A 17,091-nucleotide genomic window follows, 5' to 3' on the forward strand; every position below is an offset into this window, starting at 1 on the left:
GACAGATCAGACGGATTCAGACGAGCCATCCTGGCTCGCTTCAAATAACGCCATGGCCTCGACATGCGCCGTCTGAGGAAACATATCGAGAATCCCGGCACGTTTTAACCGGTAGCCCTGCTTGATCAATTCGACCGTATCGCGCGCCAGAGTTGCCGGGTTGCACGACACATACACCAACCGTTTGGCGCCCAGGGTCGCCAGCTTGCGCACCACCTCGAAAGCACCGTCACGCGGTGGGTCCAAGAGTACCGCAGAAAAGCCGTTTCCGATCCACTGGGCATCGGTCAAAGGCTGGGATAAATCGGCTTGAAAAAACTTTGTGTTATGCAAATTGTTACTGGCGGCGTTGGCTTCGGCGCGATCGACCATGGTCTGCACGCCTTCGACCGCTACCACTTCCCGCACGCTTTTGGCCAGCGGCAAGGCAAAGTTGCCGAGGCCGCAGAACAGATCCAGCACGCGCTCGTCGCTGCCCGGTTTCAACCAGTCCAGCGCTTGCGCAACCATGGCTTCGTTGACGCCGGCGTTGACCTGAATGAAATCACCCGGGCGGTACGCCAGATCGAGATCCCACTGCTCCAGGCGATAGCCCAGCGACTGGGTCGCATCGACCGGTTGCGGCTCGCCTTCGCCATGCAGCCACAATTGCGCTTGATGGAATTGGCAGAAGTCCTTGAGGATCGTCAGATCCGCTTCGGACAACGGCGCCATGTGCCGCAGCAGCACTGCCAGTGATGAGCCGCTGAACAACTCGACATGGCCCAACGCTTGCGGTTTGCTCAAACGACGAAGCATCTCCGGCAAGCGGGTCATGATCGGTTGCAAGGGCTGTACCAGCACCGGGCATTCGTTGATCGCGACGATGTCCTGACTGCCGGCGGCACGGAAACCCACTTCGAGCTTCTTCGCCTTCATGTCCCAGCGCACCGCAATCCGGGCGCGACGGCGATAACCGAATTCGGGACCGGTCAGCGGCGCGGCCCACTCTTGCGGTTCGACACCGGCAACGCGCGACAATTGCTCGGCGAGCATGCGCTGTTTCAGGGCAAGCTGTTCGCTGTGGGGCAAATGCTGGACGCTGCAACCGCCGCAACGGCCGGCGTGCTGACACGGTGCCGGGCGACGCAACTCGCTGGCCTTGAACACCCGCTCGGTGCGCGCCTCGACCACTTTGCCGTGGGCACCGAGCACCCGCGCTTCGACCTCTTCACCGGCAAGGGCGCCGAGGACGAACCAGGTTTTGCCTTCGAAAAACGCGATACCGCGACCGTCATTGGCCAGGCGCTCGATGCTCAAGCGCTGCTTTTTGCCGGTCGGGATTTGCGCGGCCTTGCTCCCGCCCGTGGGTTGGAAGCGCAGGCCTCTCTCATGCTTGGCCATCAGTTGGGCGCGTCGAAAATGCCGGTCGACAAGTAACGGTCGCCACGGTCGCAGATGATCGCGACGATCACCGCGTTTTCAACTTCTTTGGACAGACGCAGCATCGCTGCCACTGCACCGCCCGAGGACACGCCGCAGAAGATGCCTTCTTCGCGGGCCAGACGACGGGTGACGTCCTCGGCCTCGCTTTGCGCCATATCGACGATACGGTCGACGCGGTCAGCCTGATAGATCTTCGGCAGATATTCCTGCGGCCAGCGGCGGATGCCCGGAATGGCCGAGCCTTCCATCGGTTGCAGACCGACGATCTGCACGCTGTCGCTCTGCTCTTTCAAGTAGCGCGACACGCCCATGATGGTACCGGTGGTGCCCATCGAACTGACGAAATGGGTGATGGTGCCCTGGGTCTGACGCCAGATTTCCGGGCCGGTGGTGGTGTAGTGCGCCTCGGGGTTGTCACCGTTGGCGAACTGATCAAGCACCTTGCCACGACCTTCGGCTTCCATCCGCTGCGCAAGATCGCGGGCGCCTTCCATGCCTTCTTCCTGGCTGACCAGAATCAGCTCGGCACCGTAGGCGGTCATCGCCGCTTTACGCTCGGCGCTGGAGTTGTCCGGCATGATCAGGATCATCTTGTAACCCTTGATCGCGGCGGCCATCGCCAAGGCGATCCCGGTGTTGCCCGAGGTCGCTTCGATCAATGTATCGCCAGCGTGGATCTGCCCGCGCAACTCGGCGCGGGTGATCATCGACAACGCCGGACGGTCCTTGACCGAACCCGCCGGGTTATTCCCTTCGAGCTTGAGCAATAGGGTGTTGCTGGTGGCACCGGGCAGGCGCTGCAAACGCACCAGCGGCGTGTTGCCGACGCAATCGGCGATGGTTGGGTACTGCAAGGTCATGGCGTATTCGCAATCCAGACGTGCGGGGGCGCCTATCATACCGGCAAACCTGCGAAGGCCATATCACGCAAAGTGCGGTGCTTATGGTTTATGGGAATAAGCAGCAATAGTCTCACCACTGGTGAGACTTTTACGCTGGGTCATCTTTGTTCGCGGTGATGCGAGTGGCCTCATCGCTGGCAAGCCAGCTCCCACAGTGACCCGTGTTGCTCTATTAATAGTGTCAGCAGTGCTGACACTGTCTTGTATTACTCAAACAATCTGCGGGTGAAACACACTCCCTGTGGGAGCTGGCTTGCCAGCGATAGCGTCAGTCGGCGCAACACCGTCATCCGCCAGCAACCGCAAATTCAACCGCAACCCCGCTCCGCTGTTCTCCGCCCAAATACCCCCGCCCTGACGCTGCACGGCATTGCGCGCGATGCTCAGCCCCAGGCCAAACCCACCATCACCGGGCCGCGAGCCGTCGAGTCGGGTGAACGGTGAGAAGATCCGCTCCAGATCCCCTTCCGCTACACCGCCGCCCTGATCTTCCAGCCACAAATGCCAGTAATCGCCATCGCGCCGGCCATCGAGACGCACAATCCCGCCCGGCGGTGAATGCCGAATGGCGTTGCGCAAAATATTCTCCAGCGCCTGCGCCAACGTATTCAGGTTGCCACGCACCCAGCACGACGCCTCGACCGAACACTGCAATTGCAGACTCGGCCAGCCGCTTTCATAACAGGCGTTATCGGTGAGCATTTCCCACAGGGCTTGAATCTGGATCGCCTCGTCGGGCAATGGCGAGCGGTCAGTATCGAGCCAAGCCAGTTGCAGGGTGTCTTCGACCAGTCTTTGCATACCGTCGACTTCGCGACCGATACGTTCGCGTAGCTGCACCAAATCCTGCTCGCTTTCGCTGGCGACGCGCAGCCGGCTCAGCGGTGTGCGCAATTCATGGGACAGATCGCGGAGCAATTGCTGCTGCAGAGCTACGGTCGATTGCAGGCGCTCAGACATCGAGTCGAATGCCCGCGCCAGTTCGCCGAGTTCATCCGGGCGCTGAGTAATGCCGCTCGACAGGCGCACATTCAATTGGTCGGCGCGCCAGGCGTTGGCCTGTTCGCGCAGGTTGTTCAGGGGCACGACCAGCAAGCGGTACAAACCGACACACAGCAATAACGTGAACAGACCGGGAATCACGCCGTTGGTGATAACGCGCCAGAACAGCCGGTACTTGCCCGGAACAAATCGTTCGGGCAATTCGATCACCAGGCTGCCGGCAGACGGTTCTTTGGGAAAAGGAATGCGCAACCACGGCCGCCCCTGTTTGTGAATCGGCCAGTCGAGGCCGCGCAGGAACGTCAGGCGCTGCAACGCCTGATCAGTGAGCGGATCATTACTCAACGACTGTAAATTGCCACCGATCACCCCGACCCAACTGGCTTCACGCAGCTCCATGCTCTGCAACCAGTCATCGACCCCGCTGCGGCCGCCGTGCTGCCACGCCTGTTCCGCTTGCGCGGCGTAACGCGTCAGGGTGCCGCGCGCTTCATCGGAGAGGAACTGGTTGCGCTCCTCCATATAACGTCCCCACGACCAGCTCAGCCAGATCATCAGCAGACAAAATGCGACCAGCAGAAACGCCAGTTTCCAGAACAGTGAATGCCGCCCCGGCAGTTCAGAGCGTTTCATCAGCGGCGCTCAACACGTAACCCTTGCCCCAGACGGTGCGCACTTCACGCTCGGTGTAATCGATGGCTTTCAGTTTGCGGCGGATCTGGCTGATGTGCATGTCGAGACTGCGGTCGTGGGCCGCGTAGCCGCGCTGCAGAACGTGCTGATAAAGGAAGGCTTTGCTCAGCACTTCCTCATCGTGGCGATTGAGGGTTTCCAGCAAACGGAACTCACTGCGGGTCAGCCCGGCGGCTTGCTCGCGGAACAACACATCGCACTGTTCTTCATCGAATCGCAGCGTACCGGCCGCCACTGGCGCCGCCAGCGATGCCGGGCGCCGATCCAGCGCGACCCGGCGCAGAATCGCTTCGATGCGCACGTGCAACTCGGCCATGCTGAACGGCTTGGGTAAATAGTCATCGGCACCGAGACGGAAACCGCTGATGCGATCCGCCTCGGCGCCGAGGGCCGACATCAGCAGCACTGGCGTCGTGTGGCTCTGGCGCAATTGCGTCAACACCTGCAAACCGTCCAGGCCCGGCAAGAGGATGTCCATCAGCACCACGTCGAACGGCTGGCGCGTGGCGATGTTCAGGCCTTCCTGACCGTTCTGGCACCAGGTCACCTGAAAGCCGCTGCGGCCCAGATGTTCGTGAACATAGGCGCCGAGCACCGGATCGTCTTCGATGGAGAGAATGCGTGGCTGGCCAGCGGAAACAGGAGTCATGAGTATCTGCAAGTAATTCTCAGTTGAGACTGATTATTCAAGATTGCCGGGCATCGGGCAACTCAAGGTTGAGCGAGCTGACCAACGCGCGGCGGCGCCCTGCCCCGACGTGAGCGCATTTTTCCGGAGATTGCCCGCGAGCAAATCGCTACACTGCGCCAATGTCGCGTGCCGGATGCACGCATGAGTCAACAGATCAGCGGGATGCGGGAGATAGGCGTGCTCAAGAAACTGGGAATCAAAGGTCGCGTGTTGTTGCTGACCTTGTTGCCGACCAGCCTGATGGCGCTGGTGCTGGGTGGTTATTTCACCTGGACGCAGCAGGTCGACTTGCAGACCCAATTGATGCAGCGCGGCGAAATGATTGCCGAGCAACTGGCGCCGCTCGTGGCGCCCGCCATGGGCCACGGCAACAGCGAGCTGCTGGAGCGCATTGCCACGCAATCCCTCGAGCAGCCGGATGTGCGCGCGGTAACGTTCCTCGCCCCGGATCGCTCGCCGCTGGCCCACGCCGGACCGACCATGCTCAATCAGGCACCGAGCGGCGACAGCGCGCATTTGCAACGGCGCAGTGGCAATGACGCGACGCGTTACCTGATGCCGGTGTTCGGCAAACACCGCAACCTCGCCGGCGAACTGATCCCGGACGAATCCGACCGACTGCTCGGCTGGGTCGAACTGGAGCTGTCGCACAACGGCATGTTGCTACGCGGTTATCGCAGCCTGTTTGCCAGCCTGCTGCTGATTGCCGCCGGTCTGGCCGGCGCCGCCCTGCTGGCGTTGCGCATGGGCCGCACCATCAACCGCCCGCTGAGCCAGATCAAACAAGCCGTCGCGCAACTCAAGGACGGCCATCTGGAAACGCGTTTGCCACCGCTCGGCAGTCAGGAGCTGGATGAACTGGCCTCCGGCATCAACCGCATGGCCGGCACCCTGCAAAACGCCCGCGAAGAGTTGCAGCACAGTGTCGATCAGGCCACCGAAGACGTCCGCCAGAATCTGGAAACCATCGAAATCCAGAACATCGAACTGGATCTGGCGCGCAAAGAGGCGCTGGAGGCCAGCCGGATCAAATCCGAATTCCTCGCCAACATGAGCCACGAGATCCGCACGCCGCTCAACGGTATTCTCGGCTTCACGCACCTGTTGCAGAAGAGCGAACTGACCCCGCGCCAGCTCGATTATCTGGGCACCATCGAAAAGTCCGCCGACAGCCTCTTGGGGATCATCAACGAGATCCTCGACTTCTCGAAAATCGAGGCCGGCAAACTGGTGCTCGACCATATTCCGTTCAACCTGCGCGACCTGTTGCAGGACACCCTGACCATCCTCGCCCCTGCCGCACATGCCAAGCAATTGGAGCTGGTCAGCCTGGTCTATCGCGACACGCCGCTGTCGCTGGTCGGTGACCCGCTGCGTCTGAAGCAGATCCTCACCAACCTGGTCAGCAATGCGATCAAGTTCACCCGCGAAGGCACCATCGTTGCCCGGGCGATGCTTGAAGATGAACAGGAAGACAGCGTGCAGTTGCGCATCAGCATTCAGGACACCGGCATCGGCCTGTCGAACCAGGACGTGCGCGCGTTGTTCCAGGCCTTCAGTCAGGCCGACAACTCGCTGTCGCGGCAACCGGGTGGCACCGGTCTGGGGCTGGTGATTTCCAAACGCCTGATCGAACAGATGGGCGGCGAAATCGGCGTCGACAGCACACCGGGCGAAGGCTCGGAATTCTGGATCAGCCTGAGCCTGCCGAAAACCCGCGATGACGCCGAAGACTTGCCGGCCGCGCCGTTGCTCGGGCGCCGCGTGGCGGTGCTGGAAAGTCACGAACTGGCGCGTCAGGCCTTGCAACACCAACTGGAAGATTGCGGCCTCGACGTCACGCCGTTCAATACGCTGGAAACCTTGACCAATGGCGTCACCGGCGCGCACCAGACCGATCAGGCGATTGATCTGGCGGTCATCGGCATCACCAGCAACGACATGCTGCCCGAGCGGTTGAATCAGCACATCTGGGACCTCGAACACCTCGGCTGCAAAGTGCTGGTGCTGTGCCCGACCACCGAACAGACGCTGTTCCATCTGTCGGTGCCGAACCCGCACAGTCAACTGCAAGCAAAACCGGCCTGCACGCGCAAATTGCGTCGCGCTCTGGCCGATCTGGTCAACCCGCGTCAGCCGCGCAATGAGCCGGGCGAACCGCTGTCGAGCCGTGCACCGAAAGTGCTGTGCGTCGACGACAACCCGGCCAACCTGCTGCTGGTGCAAACCCTGCTCGAAGACATGGGCGCCAAGGTACTTGCGGTGGAAAGCGGCTACGCGGCGGTCAAAGCCGTGCAGAGCGAGTCTTTCGATCTGGTGCTGATGGACGTGCAGATGCCCGGCATGGACGGCCGCCAGAGCACCGAAACCATTCGCCATTGGGAAAGCGAGCGGCATTGCACGCCGCTGCCGATCGTCGCCCTCACCGCCCACGCCATGGCCAACGAAAAACGCGCCTTGCTGCAAAGCGGCATGGACGACTACCTGACCAAACCGATCAGCGAGCGCCAACTGGCGCAGGTGGTGTTGAAGTGGACCGGCCTGGCCTTGCGCAATCAAGGGCCGGAGCGGATCGGCGACACGGCGCTGGGCAACCATGAACTGCCGGTACTCGATCACGAGGAAGGTTTACGCCTGGCCGCTGGCAAGGCTGATCTGGCGGCAGACATGCTGGCCATGTTGCTCGCCTCACTGGAAGCCGACCGCGAAGCCATCCGCGCGGCGTGCGAAAACCGCGACCAGAACGCATTGATCGAGCGCGTCCATCGTCTGCACGGCGCCACCCGTTACTGCGGCGTTCCGCAATTGCGCGCGGCCTGCCAGCGCAGCGAAACCCTGCTCAAGCAGGACGACCCCAAGGCCGTGGCAGCGCTGGAAGAACTGGAGCGCGCGATCAACCGGCTCGCGGCGCAAGCGAAGATCAGCGCCTGATCCACGGCAATGCCGGCCAGCGCCGGCAGCGCTAAAGTAGGTTCGGTGATTCAATCCGTGTCGATGTTCCAGGAGGATTTCATGCGCACGCTCGTTTTCAGTAGCCAGACCTACGACCGCGACAGCTTCCTCGCCGCCGCTTGCCCGGCGGGTATCGAGCTGCATTTTCAAGCGGCCCGGCTCAGCCTTGATACGGCAGCGCTGGCCGACCAACATGAAGTGGTCTGTGCGTTCATCAATGATGACCTCAGCGCTGCGGTGCTGGAGCGGCTGGCGAAGGGCGGCACGCGCCTGATTGCCCTGCGCTCGGCGGGTTACAACCATGTCGATCTGGCCGCAGCGAAACGTCTCGGACTGGCCGTGGTGCGCGTGCCGGCCTACTCGCCCCATGCGGTGGCCGAACACGCCGTGGCGCTGATCCTGGCTCTCAACCGTCGCCTGCACCGTGCCTATAACCGCACCCGTGAAGGCGATTTCAGCCTGCATGGCCTGACCGGTTTCGATCTGGTCGGCAAAACCGTGGGGATTGTCGGCACCGGACAGATCGGCGCCACGTTCGCGAAAATCATGCACGGCTTCGGCTGTGAGCTGCTGGCTTACGACCCCTTCCCCAACCCCGATGTTCTGGCGTTGGGTGCGCGCTATCTGAGCCTGCCGGAACTACTCGCGCAGTCGCGGATCATCAGCCTGCATTGCCCACTCAACGAGCAGAGCAAACACTTGATCAACCGCGATTCACTGGCGCACATGCAGGCCGGCGCCATGCTCATCAATACCGGACGTGGTGGCCTGGTTGACACACCGGCACTGATCGATGCATTGAAGGACGGCCAGCTCGGTTATCTGGGGCTGGATGTCTATGAAGAAGAGGCACAACTGTTTTTCGAGGATCGCTCCGACCTGCCCTTGCAGGACGATGTGCTGGCGCGATTGCTGACCTTTCCCAACGTGATCATCACCGCGCATCAGGCCTTTCTGACCCGCGAAGCGCTGGGTGCGATTGCCGCAACCACTCTGCACAACATCGCGACCTGGGCGGCGGGAACGCCACAGAACCAGGTCGAGGGCTGAGATTTATTCCGTTTATTTCGGTGAAAGCGAAGACGCCAGAATCAGCAGCGCCAGCCAGCCGAAGCCAAAAAAGCGCTGTTTCATCGAGTGGCCGTAGCGCAGCAGGAACCAGACGAAAACCATCGGCAGCAGGAAGATCATGATCTTCAGCCAGCCTTCCACTGGACGACTGCCGTCGGCATTGGCCTGCTCAGTGGCCGGTTGCTCGGTTGGCTGCTGGCGCCGACGCCGCGCGGCGGCCGGCATGACTTTCGGTAAAGGTTGCGGTTCAGGCGCCGGTGCACTGACTTCGGGCACAGCCTTGTTACGCGGCAGACTGCCAAAAGAAATCGTCGACGGCTGAGCCGGTGCCGCGACTGTCTGCGCCTGGGCGTGAGCGGTTTGCTCCGCCATCGGAGCTCCACAATGAATGCAGGCCGGGGCTTCGGAGCTGATGCTCTTTTTGCATTCATAACATTCGATCAGCGCCATGTTCCGTTCCTTCAGATTCGAGGCCGGCAGTTTGCCATGAGTGTCGCGGCATTTGAACCGGATCGAAGGTCGCACGCGCGCATCATTCTGCAATCAAGCCCGTGCTAGCATGTCGCGCATATTTGGAGGACCCATGGTCGAACACGATTTCCGCTACACCCTGATGAACCCGCAACACACCCTCACCGAATGCCGCGCCCTCGTTCCGGGCCGCTATCAGGTCACCGGCAATGGTGGCTCGATTCGCATCGGTGACGCGCTGTTGGTCACCCTCAAAGGCAGCAAGGACTTGTCCATGCGCCTGACCGTTGAAACCGTCCGCCATCTGATCAACCCGCCGGGCCAATGGACCGCGATGACCACGGGTCCGGTGTTCGGTGAACTGGCGATTCACACCTGGCAGGTCAACTGCGACAGCTGCGCCAAAGAGCTGAGCTTCGAATTCGCCGTGGACGCCAAACTCGGCAAGGCCGCCGAGAAACCGGCGGCCACCGCGCGCATCGCCGAGCTGGGCTGGAAAGCCGTTGGCGACAAGCACCTGTGCCCGAAATGCCAGGAGCCTGCGTGATGAAACGCTTTGCCCTGACCGCCCTGACCGCCATGGTCGGTGTGGGTCTGGTGGGTTGCGCGGCAGAGCCGGTGCAACTGCAACAGAACCGCAGCTACATTCTGGAGTGGATCGGCGAGCGCCCGCTGATGGATTACAGCCATCTGACCGTGACCCTCGGTGATGATGGCCGCGCCTACGGCAATGGCGGTTGCAACCACTGGTTTGCGCCGTACACGCTGGAGGGTGACAAGCTGACCTTCGGCAAGATCGGCAAGACTCGCAAACTCTGCGCACCGGCGCTGATGGAGCAGGAACAACGTTTCCTGCAGGCGCTGGAACACGTCGAGCGCTGGGACATCTCGCCGATCGAGCAGATGCGTTTCTGGCCGGCGCAAGGCAAGCCTTTGCGTTGGTGGCTGGAAGAGGGTTAAAAAGCCCTCACCCTAACCCTCTCCCAGGGGGAGAGGGGACTGATTGGGGGATATTCCAGAGATACACCGACTTGATCCTGCTTTGGTGAATCCATAACCGACTTGCTGGCTTCGCGGAATGCACCGACTTGATGTGGCTTTGGTGAATCCATAATCGACTGGTTTTTTCAGGTCGATGTACTTCGCCAGACACCTCGGTCGGCCCCCTCTCCCTCAGGGAGTGGCTGGGGTGAGGGGCTTTTGACGTTACTGGGTCGCCTGCAACGCCTCAAGCTTGGCCATCACCCCCGCCGCCGTCTGCTCGCCCATCAACTGTTCACGCACCTTGCCCTTGTTGTCGATGATGTAGGTCACCGGCAGCGCCTCACTGCGCGGCAATTCGAACAGTTCAGCCGGATCCTGCGCCAGCACGGTGAACTTGATGCCCAGTTTTTCACTGGCGTCCTTCAGCTCCACGCCTTGCACATTGTCGAAGTTGACCCCGAACACGCCGACGTTCTTGCTCTTCAGCTCATCTGCCAGATGGTTGAGTTCCGGGATCTCGGTCCGGCACGGGCCGCACCATTCGGCCCAGTAGTTGAGCACCACCCATTGCTTGTCGAGACGTTCAGACGCAACTTTCTGACCGTTCTGGTCGATCCCGTAATCATTGCCGCAGCCCCCCAGCATCAACGCCCCGATAATCGTCAATGCCGCTGCCAATCGCCGTGTCATGTCGTGTTCCTTGAGAAAATTTGAAGGCGCCTGCGACCCATTGCCTCCGAAGGTTCTGGATTGCGCGCTGCACAGTTAGAATAGCCGCCACTTTACGCCAGAAGCGACCCGCCATGACCGATCTGACGCTTTATCACAATCCGCGCTGCTCGAAATCCCGCGGCGCGCTGGAGCTTCTTGAAGCCCGCGGCCTGACGCCAAACGTCGTGCGTTACCTGGAAACCCCGCTGAACGCGGCGCAAATCAAGGCCCTGCTCGGCAAACTCGGGATCAGCGCACGCCAATTGCTGCGCACCGGGGAAGATGAATACAAAATGCTTCAGCTGGCTGACGAAAGCCTCAGCGAAGCGCAACTGATCGACGCGATCGCCCAGCACCCGAAACTGATGGAACGACCGATTCTCGAGGTCGGCGACAAAGCCGTGATCGGTCGTCCGCCGGAAAATGTGCTGGAGTTGTTGCCGTGAGCGCGCCGTACATTCTGGTGCTGTATTACAGCCGCAGCGGCTCGACCAACGAGATGGCCCGGCAGATTGCCCGCGGTGTCGAACAGGCCGGTCTCGAAGCGCGCCTGCGCACCGTGCCGGCGATCTCCACCGAGTGCGAAGCCGTGGCCCCGGCCATCCCGGACGAAGGCGCGCTGTACGCGACGCTGGATGATTTGAAGAACTGCGCCGGCCTCGCTCTCGGCAGCCCGACGCGTTTTGGCAACATGGCCGCGCCACTGAAGTACTTCCTCGACGGCACCAGTAACCTGTGGCTGACAGGCGCTCTGGTCGGCAAACCGGCCGGTGTGTTTACCTCAACCGCCAGCCTGCACGGCGGTCAGGAAACCACCCTGCTGTCGATGATGTTGCCGCTGCTGCACCACGGCATGCTCATCACCGGCCTGCCGTACAGCGAGTCGGCGCTGCTGGAAACCCAGGGCGGCGGCACACCTTACGGTGCCAGCCATCACGCTGGGGCTGACGGCAAAAATGGCCTCGATCCGCATGAAGTGGCGTTGTGTCGCGCACTGGGTCTGCGGCTGGCGAAAACCGCTCAGAAACTGGTGGGCTGAGATGGCGAAGAAGCCGAAGATTCTGCCGAGTGTCGAGTGGCTTGAGCCACGGGTGAAGGCGATGCGGGTGCTCAGCCTGCTGAGTTTTTTTGCTTTGGCCGGATTGCTCGCTGTCTACTACCTGGTTTTCGCCGATCTGCACGGTGCACGGCCGTGGGTGATTCTGCTGGTCGAGCTGATCCCGTGGATCGTGCTCGCCCCGGCGATGATCATGGGCAGTGCCCGTGGGCATTCGTGGATGTGTTTTGTGGTGAATCTGTATTTCATCAAAGGCGCACTGGCGGCGTATGACCCGAACCGCCAGTGGTTTGGGGTGTTGGAGATGGTCGCCAGCCTGGCGGTGTTCTGCTCGGCGCTGCTGTATGTGCGGTGGCGGTATCAGTTGAATCGCAAACTGGCTGGCGAAGGCGAGGTCAGCGTCGCCTGACAGACCGCCATCGCTGGCAAGCCAGCTCCCACAGGGTCTGTGTTGAAACACAATATTGTGATCAATACAAAAACCTGTGGGAGCTGGCTTGCCAGCGATTGGGGCGACCCGGTCTTAATGGTTGACGGTGTACGCGAGCATCATCGAAATCTGGCTCATCGGCCGCCCGCCACTCTGTTCGTGCCACTGGTTGAACACATCCTGCACAATCGCCAGATCACGCTGACTGGTTGGCACTTTGTCGACGATCTTCTGCGCATTCAGCGCCGCGACCACGTCGTAGCTCGGCACGAATGTGTCCTTGCCGACCATGCGCAAGAACCGTGGTGCCGAGAGCCCGCCCAGTTGATGGCCGTGCTTTTTCAGGTACGTCCACAGGCCGACGATATCAGTCACCGGCCAGTCGGCGATCAACGCGCCGAAACTGCCCTTCTCTTTCTCGACATCGAGGATGAACTGCGCATTACGCGGCACGCTCTTGAGTTTGCCCAGGTGGCGGATGATCCGCGCATCCTGCATCAGGCGTTCAAGGTGTTCGGCGCTCATCAGCACGACTTTTTCCGGGTCGAACTTGAAGAACACTTCTTCGAAGGCCGGCCATTTGGCGTCGACCAGACTGTGCTTGAGGCCAGCGCGAAATACGCGCAAGGCCATGGTCGAAAGGTAGCGGTCGTCGCTGATCTTGCGCAGTTGTGCGGGAGTCTTGGGAACGGGCAGATGGGCTTCCAGTTCAGCCGCCGAACCGAAGCGGTTCAGACAGTATTCGTGCAGCCACTTGTAATCGCGCATGCCCTCTCCTATTGAATAAAGCGAAGAAACCAATGTGGGAGCGAGCCTGCTCGCGAAGTGGGAGTCTCAGTCAACAAATCAGTTGAATGACACACCGCTTTCGCCAGCAGGCTCGCTCTCACATTTGAAGGTGTTTACAGATTGACGACGTTGACGAAGCGCGAAGCTGCGGTCTCGTCGATCTTCAGGCTGGTGAAGTCGAACAGGTTGCGGTCGGCCAGTTGCGACGGGATCACGTTCTGCAGACTGCGGAAGATGCTTTCGGTACGGCCCGGGGTCTTGCGCTCCCAGTCCTGGAGCATTTCCTTGACCACCTGACGCTGCAGGTTTTCCTGCGAACCGCAGAGGTTGCACGGGATGATCGGGAATGCCTTGAAGTCCGAGTACGCCTGAATGTCTTTCTCGTTGCAGTACGCCAGCGGACGAATCACCACGTTGCGACCGTCATCGGCGCGCAGCTTCGGCGGCATCGCCTTGAGCGAGCCGTTGAAGAACATATTGAGGAAGAACGTCTCGACGATGTCGTCGCGGTGATGACCGAGGGCCATTTTGGTCGCGCCGATTTCGTCGGCAAAGGTGTACAGCGTGCCGCGACGCAGGCGCGAGCACAGCGAGCAGGTGGTCTTGCCTTCCGGGATCAGTTCCTTGACCACCGAATAGGTGTCTTTCTCGACGATGTGGTACTCGACGCCCAGCTCTTTCAGATAGGCCGGCAGCACATGCTCGGGGAAGCCCGGCTGCTTCTGGTCCATGTTCACCGCGACGATCTCGAACTTGATCGGGGCAACCTTTTGCAGGTGCAGCAGCACGTCGAGCATGGTGTAGCTGTCTTTGCCCCCGGACAGGCAGACCATGACCTTGTCGCCGTCTTCAATCATGTTGAAATCGGCGACCGCTTCGCCGGCCAGGCGGCGCAGGCGCTTTTGCAGTTTGTTCTGGTTGACCGTAAGAGTGCCCATGACGCGGAATCCGTGAGGTGTGACGAAAGGCCGGCATTTTACGCAAAAACCCGGCGTGGGCGAAGCATACCGAACGGTCGCATTCTGAAATGCATATTCATGCAGGAGCTGCCGAAGGCTGCGATCTTTTGATTGTGATTTTTTAAAACAAGATCAAAAGATCGCAGCCTTCGGCAGCTCCTACAGGATCGGAAGTCCGATCACTCAAGACTGTACGGCGATTAAGTCTTGTGTTTACAGCGCGATTTGCTCTAAGCCCCTGATACCTGTACGGGTAAGTCCTTTCTATACTGCGACATAAGGTCGCACACAATCTGAAGACCTGTATTTGCTCGGCCACCTTGGCCCGTAGGCGCTCCGCTGGGGGGCGATGGCAATAACAAGAGGAGTGAATGGCATGATCCATCACGTAGTGGGACTTTTTACCCACCCCGATCAGGAATGGAAGGAAATCCGTGGCGACCAAGAGGAAAGCATCAGCCACATGTACCTCACCCATACGCTGATTCTGGCGGCGATCCCCGCTGTCTCGGCGTTTATCGGCACGACTCAGGTCGGCTGGGTGATCGGCAACCGTGCGCCGGTGATGCTGACCTTTGAAAGCGCACTGTGGATGACGATCATGTCCTACCTGGCGATGCTGGGCGGGGTCGCGGTCATGGGTGCTTTCGTGCACTGGATGGCCCGCACCTATGACGCCAACCCGAGCCTGGCACGGTGCGTCGCGTTTGCCACCTACACCGCGACACCGTTGTTTGTCGGTGGACTGGCGGCGCTGTATCCGCATATGTGGCTGGGAATGATCGTCGGCACGGCGGCCATCTGCTACACGGTTTATCTGCTGTACGTGGGGCTGCCGACATTCATGAATATTCCGTCGGATGAAGGTTTCCTGTTTTCCAGCTCGGTGCTGGCGGTGGGTCTGGTGGTGCTGGTGGCCATCATGGCATTCACCGTGATCGTCTGGGGCTTGGGCGTCGGCCCGGTCTATACGAACTGACCCTCCGAGAAAAACAAGATCTGCCAACTCAGGCCGCCGCAAGGCGGCCTTCTCGTTCTCGGCATGACCATTCGGCAGCTTGGCGATTCGCAAGTGCACAGGGTTGCGGCATACTCGACGCCTCTGGAGATCCATCAAGCATGCCCGAGCAACTCAATACCCGCGTCGAAGACTGTTACCAACTCGCTGAATCCTTTTTCAAACGCTCCTTCCCGCGCCCTGTCGTCAGCCTCAAGCTGCGCGGGCAAAAAGCCGGTGTCGCGCATCTGCACGAGAACCTGCTGCGCTTCAACCCGCAGCTGTACCGGGAAAACACCGAACACTTCCTCAAGCAGACCGTGGCCCACGAAGTCGCGCACCTGATCGCCCATCAGTTGTTTGGCGAGCGCATTCAGCCCCACGGCGAGGAATGGCAACTGATCATGCGCGGCGTTTACGAACTGCCGCCGGATCGCTGCCACACCTATGCAATCAAGCGTCGCAGCGCGACCCGCTATATCTACAAATGCCCGTGTGCCGACAGTGATTTCCCGTTTTCGGCGCAGCGCCATAGCCTGGTGCGGCAGGGGCGGCGGTATTTGTGTCGGCGATGCCGCAACACGCTAGTGTTCAGTGGTGAGATGCGGGTGGAATAGCCCGGATTTGCAGTGCCTGTATCGGCCCCTTCGCGAGCAGGCTCGCTCCCACATTTGGAATGCGGCCCACTGTGGGAGCGAGCCTGCTCGCGAAGGGGCTGGTACAGGCACTAGAGAATCACTTTGGAAGCACGCAGTTCGGCAATCCGCTCCGCACTGAACCCCAACTCCGTCAACACCTGATCCGTATGCTGCCCCAACGCCGCGCCAACATGCCGCGGCGCCGGCAACGCCTTGGAAAACTTCAACGGACAGGCCATTTGCGCCTGCGTCGTACCATCCTCACGCGGCACCTGCGTTACCAGTTCCCGCGCCTGCAACTGCGGATGGCGCACCGCCTCGCCCAGACTCAACACCGGCTCGACACACGCATCGATCCCGGCAAACATCTCGCACAGCTCGGCAAAGTCATGTTTTTCGAACTCGACCGTCAGCGCGTATTTCAGTGCCCGCTGCTGTTCAGGCTTGGGCGACAGGCCCTGCGCCGCCAACTCCGGCCGGCCCAGCGCCGCACACAATTGCTGCATGAACCCCGGTTCCAGACTGCCTACCGACATCCAGCGCCCATCGCGAGAGCGGTAGTAGTCGTAAAAACTGCCGCCATTGAGCATCTGCTCTTCCCACGCAGGCTCCTCGCCGCACGCCAGATAGCCGGCACCGGCCATGGCATTCAGGCTGAACGCGCAATCGGTCATGCTCACATCCAGATGCGTGCCCTGCCCGGTCTGCTGACGAGCAATCACCGCCGCGAGCAAGCCGATCACCCCGTGCAATGAACCTCCGGCAACATCCGCCACTTGCATGCCCAGCGGCAGCGGACCGCTGTCGGCGCGGCCGTTGTAGCTGGCCAGTCCCGCCAGCGCCAGGTAGTTGATGTCATGCCCGGCGCGATCCTTGTATGGCCCGGTCTGGCCATAACCGGTGATCGACACGTAAATCAGCTTCGGGTTGATCGCCTTCAGCGCTTCATAACCCAGCCCCAGACGCTCCATCACACCGGGGCGAAACTGCTCGAGAACGATGTCGTAATCGGCCAGCAGTTGCTTGACCACTTCCAGTGCCGCGGGCTGCTTGAGGTCCAGCGCCAGGCTGCGCTTGTTGCGATTGAGGTAGGCGTGACTGGCCGAGACTCCGCCATCATGCGGCGGCAATACCCGCAACAGATCCAGGCGCGTCGGCGACTCGATGCGCAGCACTTCGGCGCCCATGTCCGCCAGCAACAGCGAGGCGAACGGCCCCGGTAACAGTGTCGAGAAATCGAGGATCTTCAGTGAGGCCAGCGGTGCGGACATGGGTGAACTCCTTGGGCGATGCACTCAGCCTAGGCAGCGATACCGCGT

Annotated in this window: 18 protein-coding genes; 9 read left to right on the top strand and 9 right to left on the bottom strand. The window is 60.9% G+C overall.

Translation table 11 applies throughout. The features are described from left to right. Positions 1–6 precede the first annotated feature (6 nt). The 4 genes from rlmD to QZR14_RS24920 all read right to left on the bottom strand — a co-directional run bounded on the left by rlmD (position 7) and on the right by QZR14_RS24920 (position 4,671). Positions 7–1,383 carry a 23S rRNA (uracil(1939)-C(5))-methyltransferase RlmD gene (gene rlmD, locus QZR14_RS24905; RefSeq protein ID WP_311998005.1) on the bottom strand — a complete coding sequence of 459 codons (1,377 nt, stop codon included), beginning with the start codon at positions 1,381–1,383 and terminating at the stop codon, positions 7–9. Beyond that, entirely contained in the window at positions 1,383–2,285 is a 903-nt protein-coding gene (gene cysM / locus QZR14_RS24910; protein ID WP_026000780.1) for a cysteine synthase CysM, read from the bottom strand. Before cysM ends, rlmD begins: the two co-directional genes overlap by 1 nt. A 252-nt stretch (positions 2,286–2,537) precedes the next feature. Beyond that, positions 2,538–3,962: a sensor histidine kinase gene (locus QZR14_RS24915; RefSeq protein WP_311998006.1), complete on the bottom strand. Its 1,425-nt coding sequence runs from the start codon at positions 3,960–3,962 to the stop codon at positions 2,538–2,540. Next, the gene (locus QZR14_RS24920; RefSeq protein ID WP_311998007.1) at positions 3,949–4,671 is read right to left on the bottom strand and encodes a response regulator transcription factor; all 723 of its coding nucleotides are present in this window, start codon (positions 4,669–4,671) and stop codon (positions 3,949–3,951) included. Before QZR14_RS24920 ends, QZR14_RS24915 begins: the two co-directional genes overlap by 14 nt. A gap of 219 nt (positions 4,672–4,890) precedes the next feature. Here QZR14_RS24920 and QZR14_RS24925 point away from each other — a divergent pair, with 219 nt between their 5' ends. Then, the gene (locus QZR14_RS24925; RefSeq protein WP_311998020.1) at positions 4,891–7,644 is read left to right on the top strand and encodes a response regulator; all 2,754 of its coding nucleotides are present in this window, start codon (positions 4,891–4,893) and stop codon (positions 7,642–7,644) included. Positions 7,645–7,725: 81 nt separating this feature from the next. Next, on the top strand, positions 7,726–8,715 hold the full coding sequence (locus tag QZR14_RS24930) for a 2-hydroxyacid dehydrogenase (protein WP_250605933.1): 990 nt from the start codon (positions 7,726–7,728) through the stop codon (positions 8,713–8,715). 12 nt (positions 8,716–8,727) lie between these two features. Here QZR14_RS24930 and QZR14_RS24935 read toward each other — a convergent pair whose 3' ends face one another. Further along, positions 8,728–9,186, bottom strand: coding sequence for a hypothetical protein (locus QZR14_RS24935; RefSeq protein ID WP_311998008.1), 459 nt, complete (start codon positions 9,184–9,186; stop codon positions 8,728–8,730). Between the two features lie 133 nt (positions 9,187–9,319). On the opposite strand from QZR14_RS24935, the gene QZR14_RS24940 reads away from it, so the two are divergent. Both QZR14_RS24940 and QZR14_RS24945 read left to right on the top strand, forming a co-directional pair. Beyond that, complete coding sequence (locus tag QZR14_RS24940; protein WP_093442198.1) at positions 9,320–9,754, top strand: hypothetical protein; 435 nt, start codon at positions 9,320–9,322, stop codon at positions 9,752–9,754. Next, positions 9,754–10,167 (top strand): META domain-containing protein, encoded by a 414-nt coding sequence (locus QZR14_RS24945; RefSeq protein ID WP_311998009.1) that lies wholly within the window; start codon positions 9,754–9,756, stop codon positions 10,165–10,167. The genes QZR14_RS24940 and QZR14_RS24945 overlap by 1 nt, the downstream gene beginning before the upstream one ends. A gap of 246 nt (positions 10,168–10,413) precedes the next feature. On the opposite strand, the gene QZR14_RS24950 is transcribed toward QZR14_RS24945, so the two are convergent. Next, positions 10,414–10,881: a TlpA disulfide reductase family protein gene (locus QZR14_RS24950; protein ID WP_102901697.1), complete on the bottom strand. Its 468-nt coding sequence runs from the start codon at positions 10,879–10,881 to the stop codon at positions 10,414–10,416. A 113-nt stretch (positions 10,882–10,994) separates the two neighbouring features. On the opposite strand from QZR14_RS24950, the gene arsC reads away from it, so the two are divergent. The 3 genes from arsC to QZR14_RS24965 are packed head-to-tail and all read left to right on the top strand — an operon-like array spanning position 10,995 to position 12,368. Beyond that, on the top strand, positions 10,995–11,348 hold the full coding sequence (gene arsC, locus QZR14_RS24955) for an arsenate reductase (glutaredoxin) (protein ID WP_007968707.1): 354 nt from the start codon (positions 10,995–10,997) through the stop codon (positions 11,346–11,348). Continuing rightward, a complete protein-coding gene (gene wrbA / locus QZR14_RS24960) occupies positions 11,345–11,941 on the top strand; it encodes an NAD(P)H:quinone oxidoreductase (protein ID WP_250605928.1) in 597 nt (198 codons plus the stop codon). Before arsC ends, wrbA begins: the two co-directional genes overlap by 4 nt. A 1-nt stretch (position 11,942) precedes the next feature. Next, entirely contained in the window at positions 11,943–12,368 is a 426-nt protein-coding gene (locus QZR14_RS24965; protein WP_250605927.1) for a DUF2069 domain-containing protein, read from the top strand. 114 nt (positions 12,369–12,482) lie between these two features. On the opposite strand, the gene QZR14_RS24970 is transcribed toward QZR14_RS24965, so the two are convergent. Next, entirely contained in the window at positions 12,483–13,157 is a 675-nt protein-coding gene (locus tag QZR14_RS24970) for a DNA-3-methyladenine glycosylase I (RefSeq protein WP_250605926.1), read from the bottom strand. Between the two features lie 134 nt (positions 13,158–13,291). Beyond that, a complete protein-coding gene (gene ttcA, locus QZR14_RS24975; RefSeq protein ID WP_123453360.1) occupies positions 13,292–14,116 on the bottom strand; it encodes a tRNA 2-thiocytidine(32) synthetase TtcA in 825 nt (274 codons plus the stop codon). Positions 14,117–14,513: 397 nt separating this feature from the next. On the opposite strand from ttcA, the gene QZR14_RS24980 reads away from it, so the two are divergent. Both QZR14_RS24980 and QZR14_RS24985 read left to right on the top strand, forming a co-directional pair. Further along, positions 14,514–15,116: a Yip1 family protein gene (locus QZR14_RS24980; RefSeq protein WP_016773629.1), complete on the top strand. Its 603-nt coding sequence runs from the start codon at positions 14,514–14,516 to the stop codon at positions 15,114–15,116. Positions 15,117–15,256: 140 nt separating this feature from the next. Then, positions 15,257–15,751, top strand: a complete 495-nt coding sequence (locus tag QZR14_RS24985) for a SprT family zinc-dependent metalloprotease (protein WP_250605925.1) — start codon at positions 15,257–15,259, stop codon at positions 15,749–15,751. Positions 15,752–15,861: 110 nt separating this feature from the next. Here QZR14_RS24985 and QZR14_RS24990 read toward each other — a convergent pair whose 3' ends face one another. Further along, positions 15,862–17,043, bottom strand: coding sequence for a CaiB/BaiF CoA transferase family protein (locus QZR14_RS24990; RefSeq protein WP_311998010.1), 1,182 nt, complete (start codon positions 17,041–17,043; stop codon positions 15,862–15,864). Positions 17,044–17,091: the final 48 nt, after the last annotated feature.

It is taken from the genome of Pseudomonas sp. rhizo66, assembly GCF_031931925.1.
Taxonomy (GTDB): domain Bacteria; phylum Pseudomonadota; class Gammaproteobacteria; order Pseudomonadales; family Pseudomonadaceae; genus Aquipseudomonas.

What these genes read in the sequence shown, in the direction of transcription:
- rlmD (WP_311998005.1), bottom strand. Translation starts at nt 1,383, where the DNA reads ATGGCCAAGCATGAGAGAGGCCTGCGCTTCCAACCCACGGGCGGGAGC.
- cysM (WP_026000780.1), bottom strand. Translation starts at nt 2,285, where the DNA reads ATGACCTTGCAGTACCCAACCATCGCCGATTGCGTCGGCAACACGCCG.
- QZR14_RS24915 (WP_311998006.1), bottom strand. Translation starts at nt 3,962, where the DNA reads ATGAAACGCTCTGAACTGCCGGGGCGGCATTCACTGTTCTGGAAACTG.
- QZR14_RS24920 (WP_311998007.1), bottom strand. Translation starts at nt 4,671, where the DNA reads ATGACTCCTGTTTCCGCTGGCCAGCCACGCATTCTCTCCATCGAAGAC.
- QZR14_RS24930 (WP_250605933.1), top strand. Translation starts at nt 7,726, where the DNA reads ATGCGCACGCTCGTTTTCAGTAGCCAGACCTACGACCGCGACAGCTTC.
- QZR14_RS24935 (WP_311998008.1), bottom strand. Translation starts at nt 9,186, where the DNA reads ATGGCGCTGATCGAATGTTATGAATGCAAAAAGAGCATCAGCTCCGAA.
- QZR14_RS24940 (WP_093442198.1), top strand. Translation starts at nt 9,320, where the DNA reads ATGGTCGAACACGATTTCCGCTACACCCTGATGAACCCGCAACACACC.
- QZR14_RS24945 (WP_311998009.1), top strand. Translation starts at nt 9,754, where the DNA reads ATGAAACGCTTTGCCCTGACCGCCCTGACCGCCATGGTCGGTGTGGGT.
- QZR14_RS24950 (WP_102901697.1), bottom strand. Translation starts at nt 10,881, where the DNA reads ATGACACGGCGATTGGCAGCGGCATTGACGATTATCGGGGCGTTGATG.
- arsC (WP_007968707.1), top strand. Translation starts at nt 10,995, where the DNA reads ATGACCGATCTGACGCTTTATCACAATCCGCGCTGCTCGAAATCCCGC.
- QZR14_RS24965 (WP_250605927.1), top strand. Translation starts at nt 11,943, where the DNA reads ATGGCGAAGAAGCCGAAGATTCTGCCGAGTGTCGAGTGGCTTGAGCCA.
- QZR14_RS24970 (WP_250605926.1), bottom strand. Translation starts at nt 13,157, where the DNA reads ATGCGCGATTACAAGTGGCTGCACGAATACTGTCTGAACCGCTTCGGT.
- ttcA (WP_123453360.1), bottom strand. Translation starts at nt 14,116, where the DNA reads ATGGGCACTCTTACGGTCAACCAGAACAAACTGCAAAAGCGCCTGCGC.
- QZR14_RS24980 (WP_016773629.1), top strand. Translation starts at nt 14,514, where the DNA reads ATGATCCATCACGTAGTGGGACTTTTTACCCACCCCGATCAGGAATGG.
- QZR14_RS24985 (WP_250605925.1), top strand. Translation starts at nt 15,257, where the DNA reads ATGCCCGAGCAACTCAATACCCGCGTCGAAGACTGTTACCAACTCGCT.
- QZR14_RS24990 (WP_311998010.1), bottom strand. Translation starts at nt 17,043, where the DNA reads ATGTCCGCACCGCTGGCCTCACTGAAGATCCTCGATTTCTCGACACTG.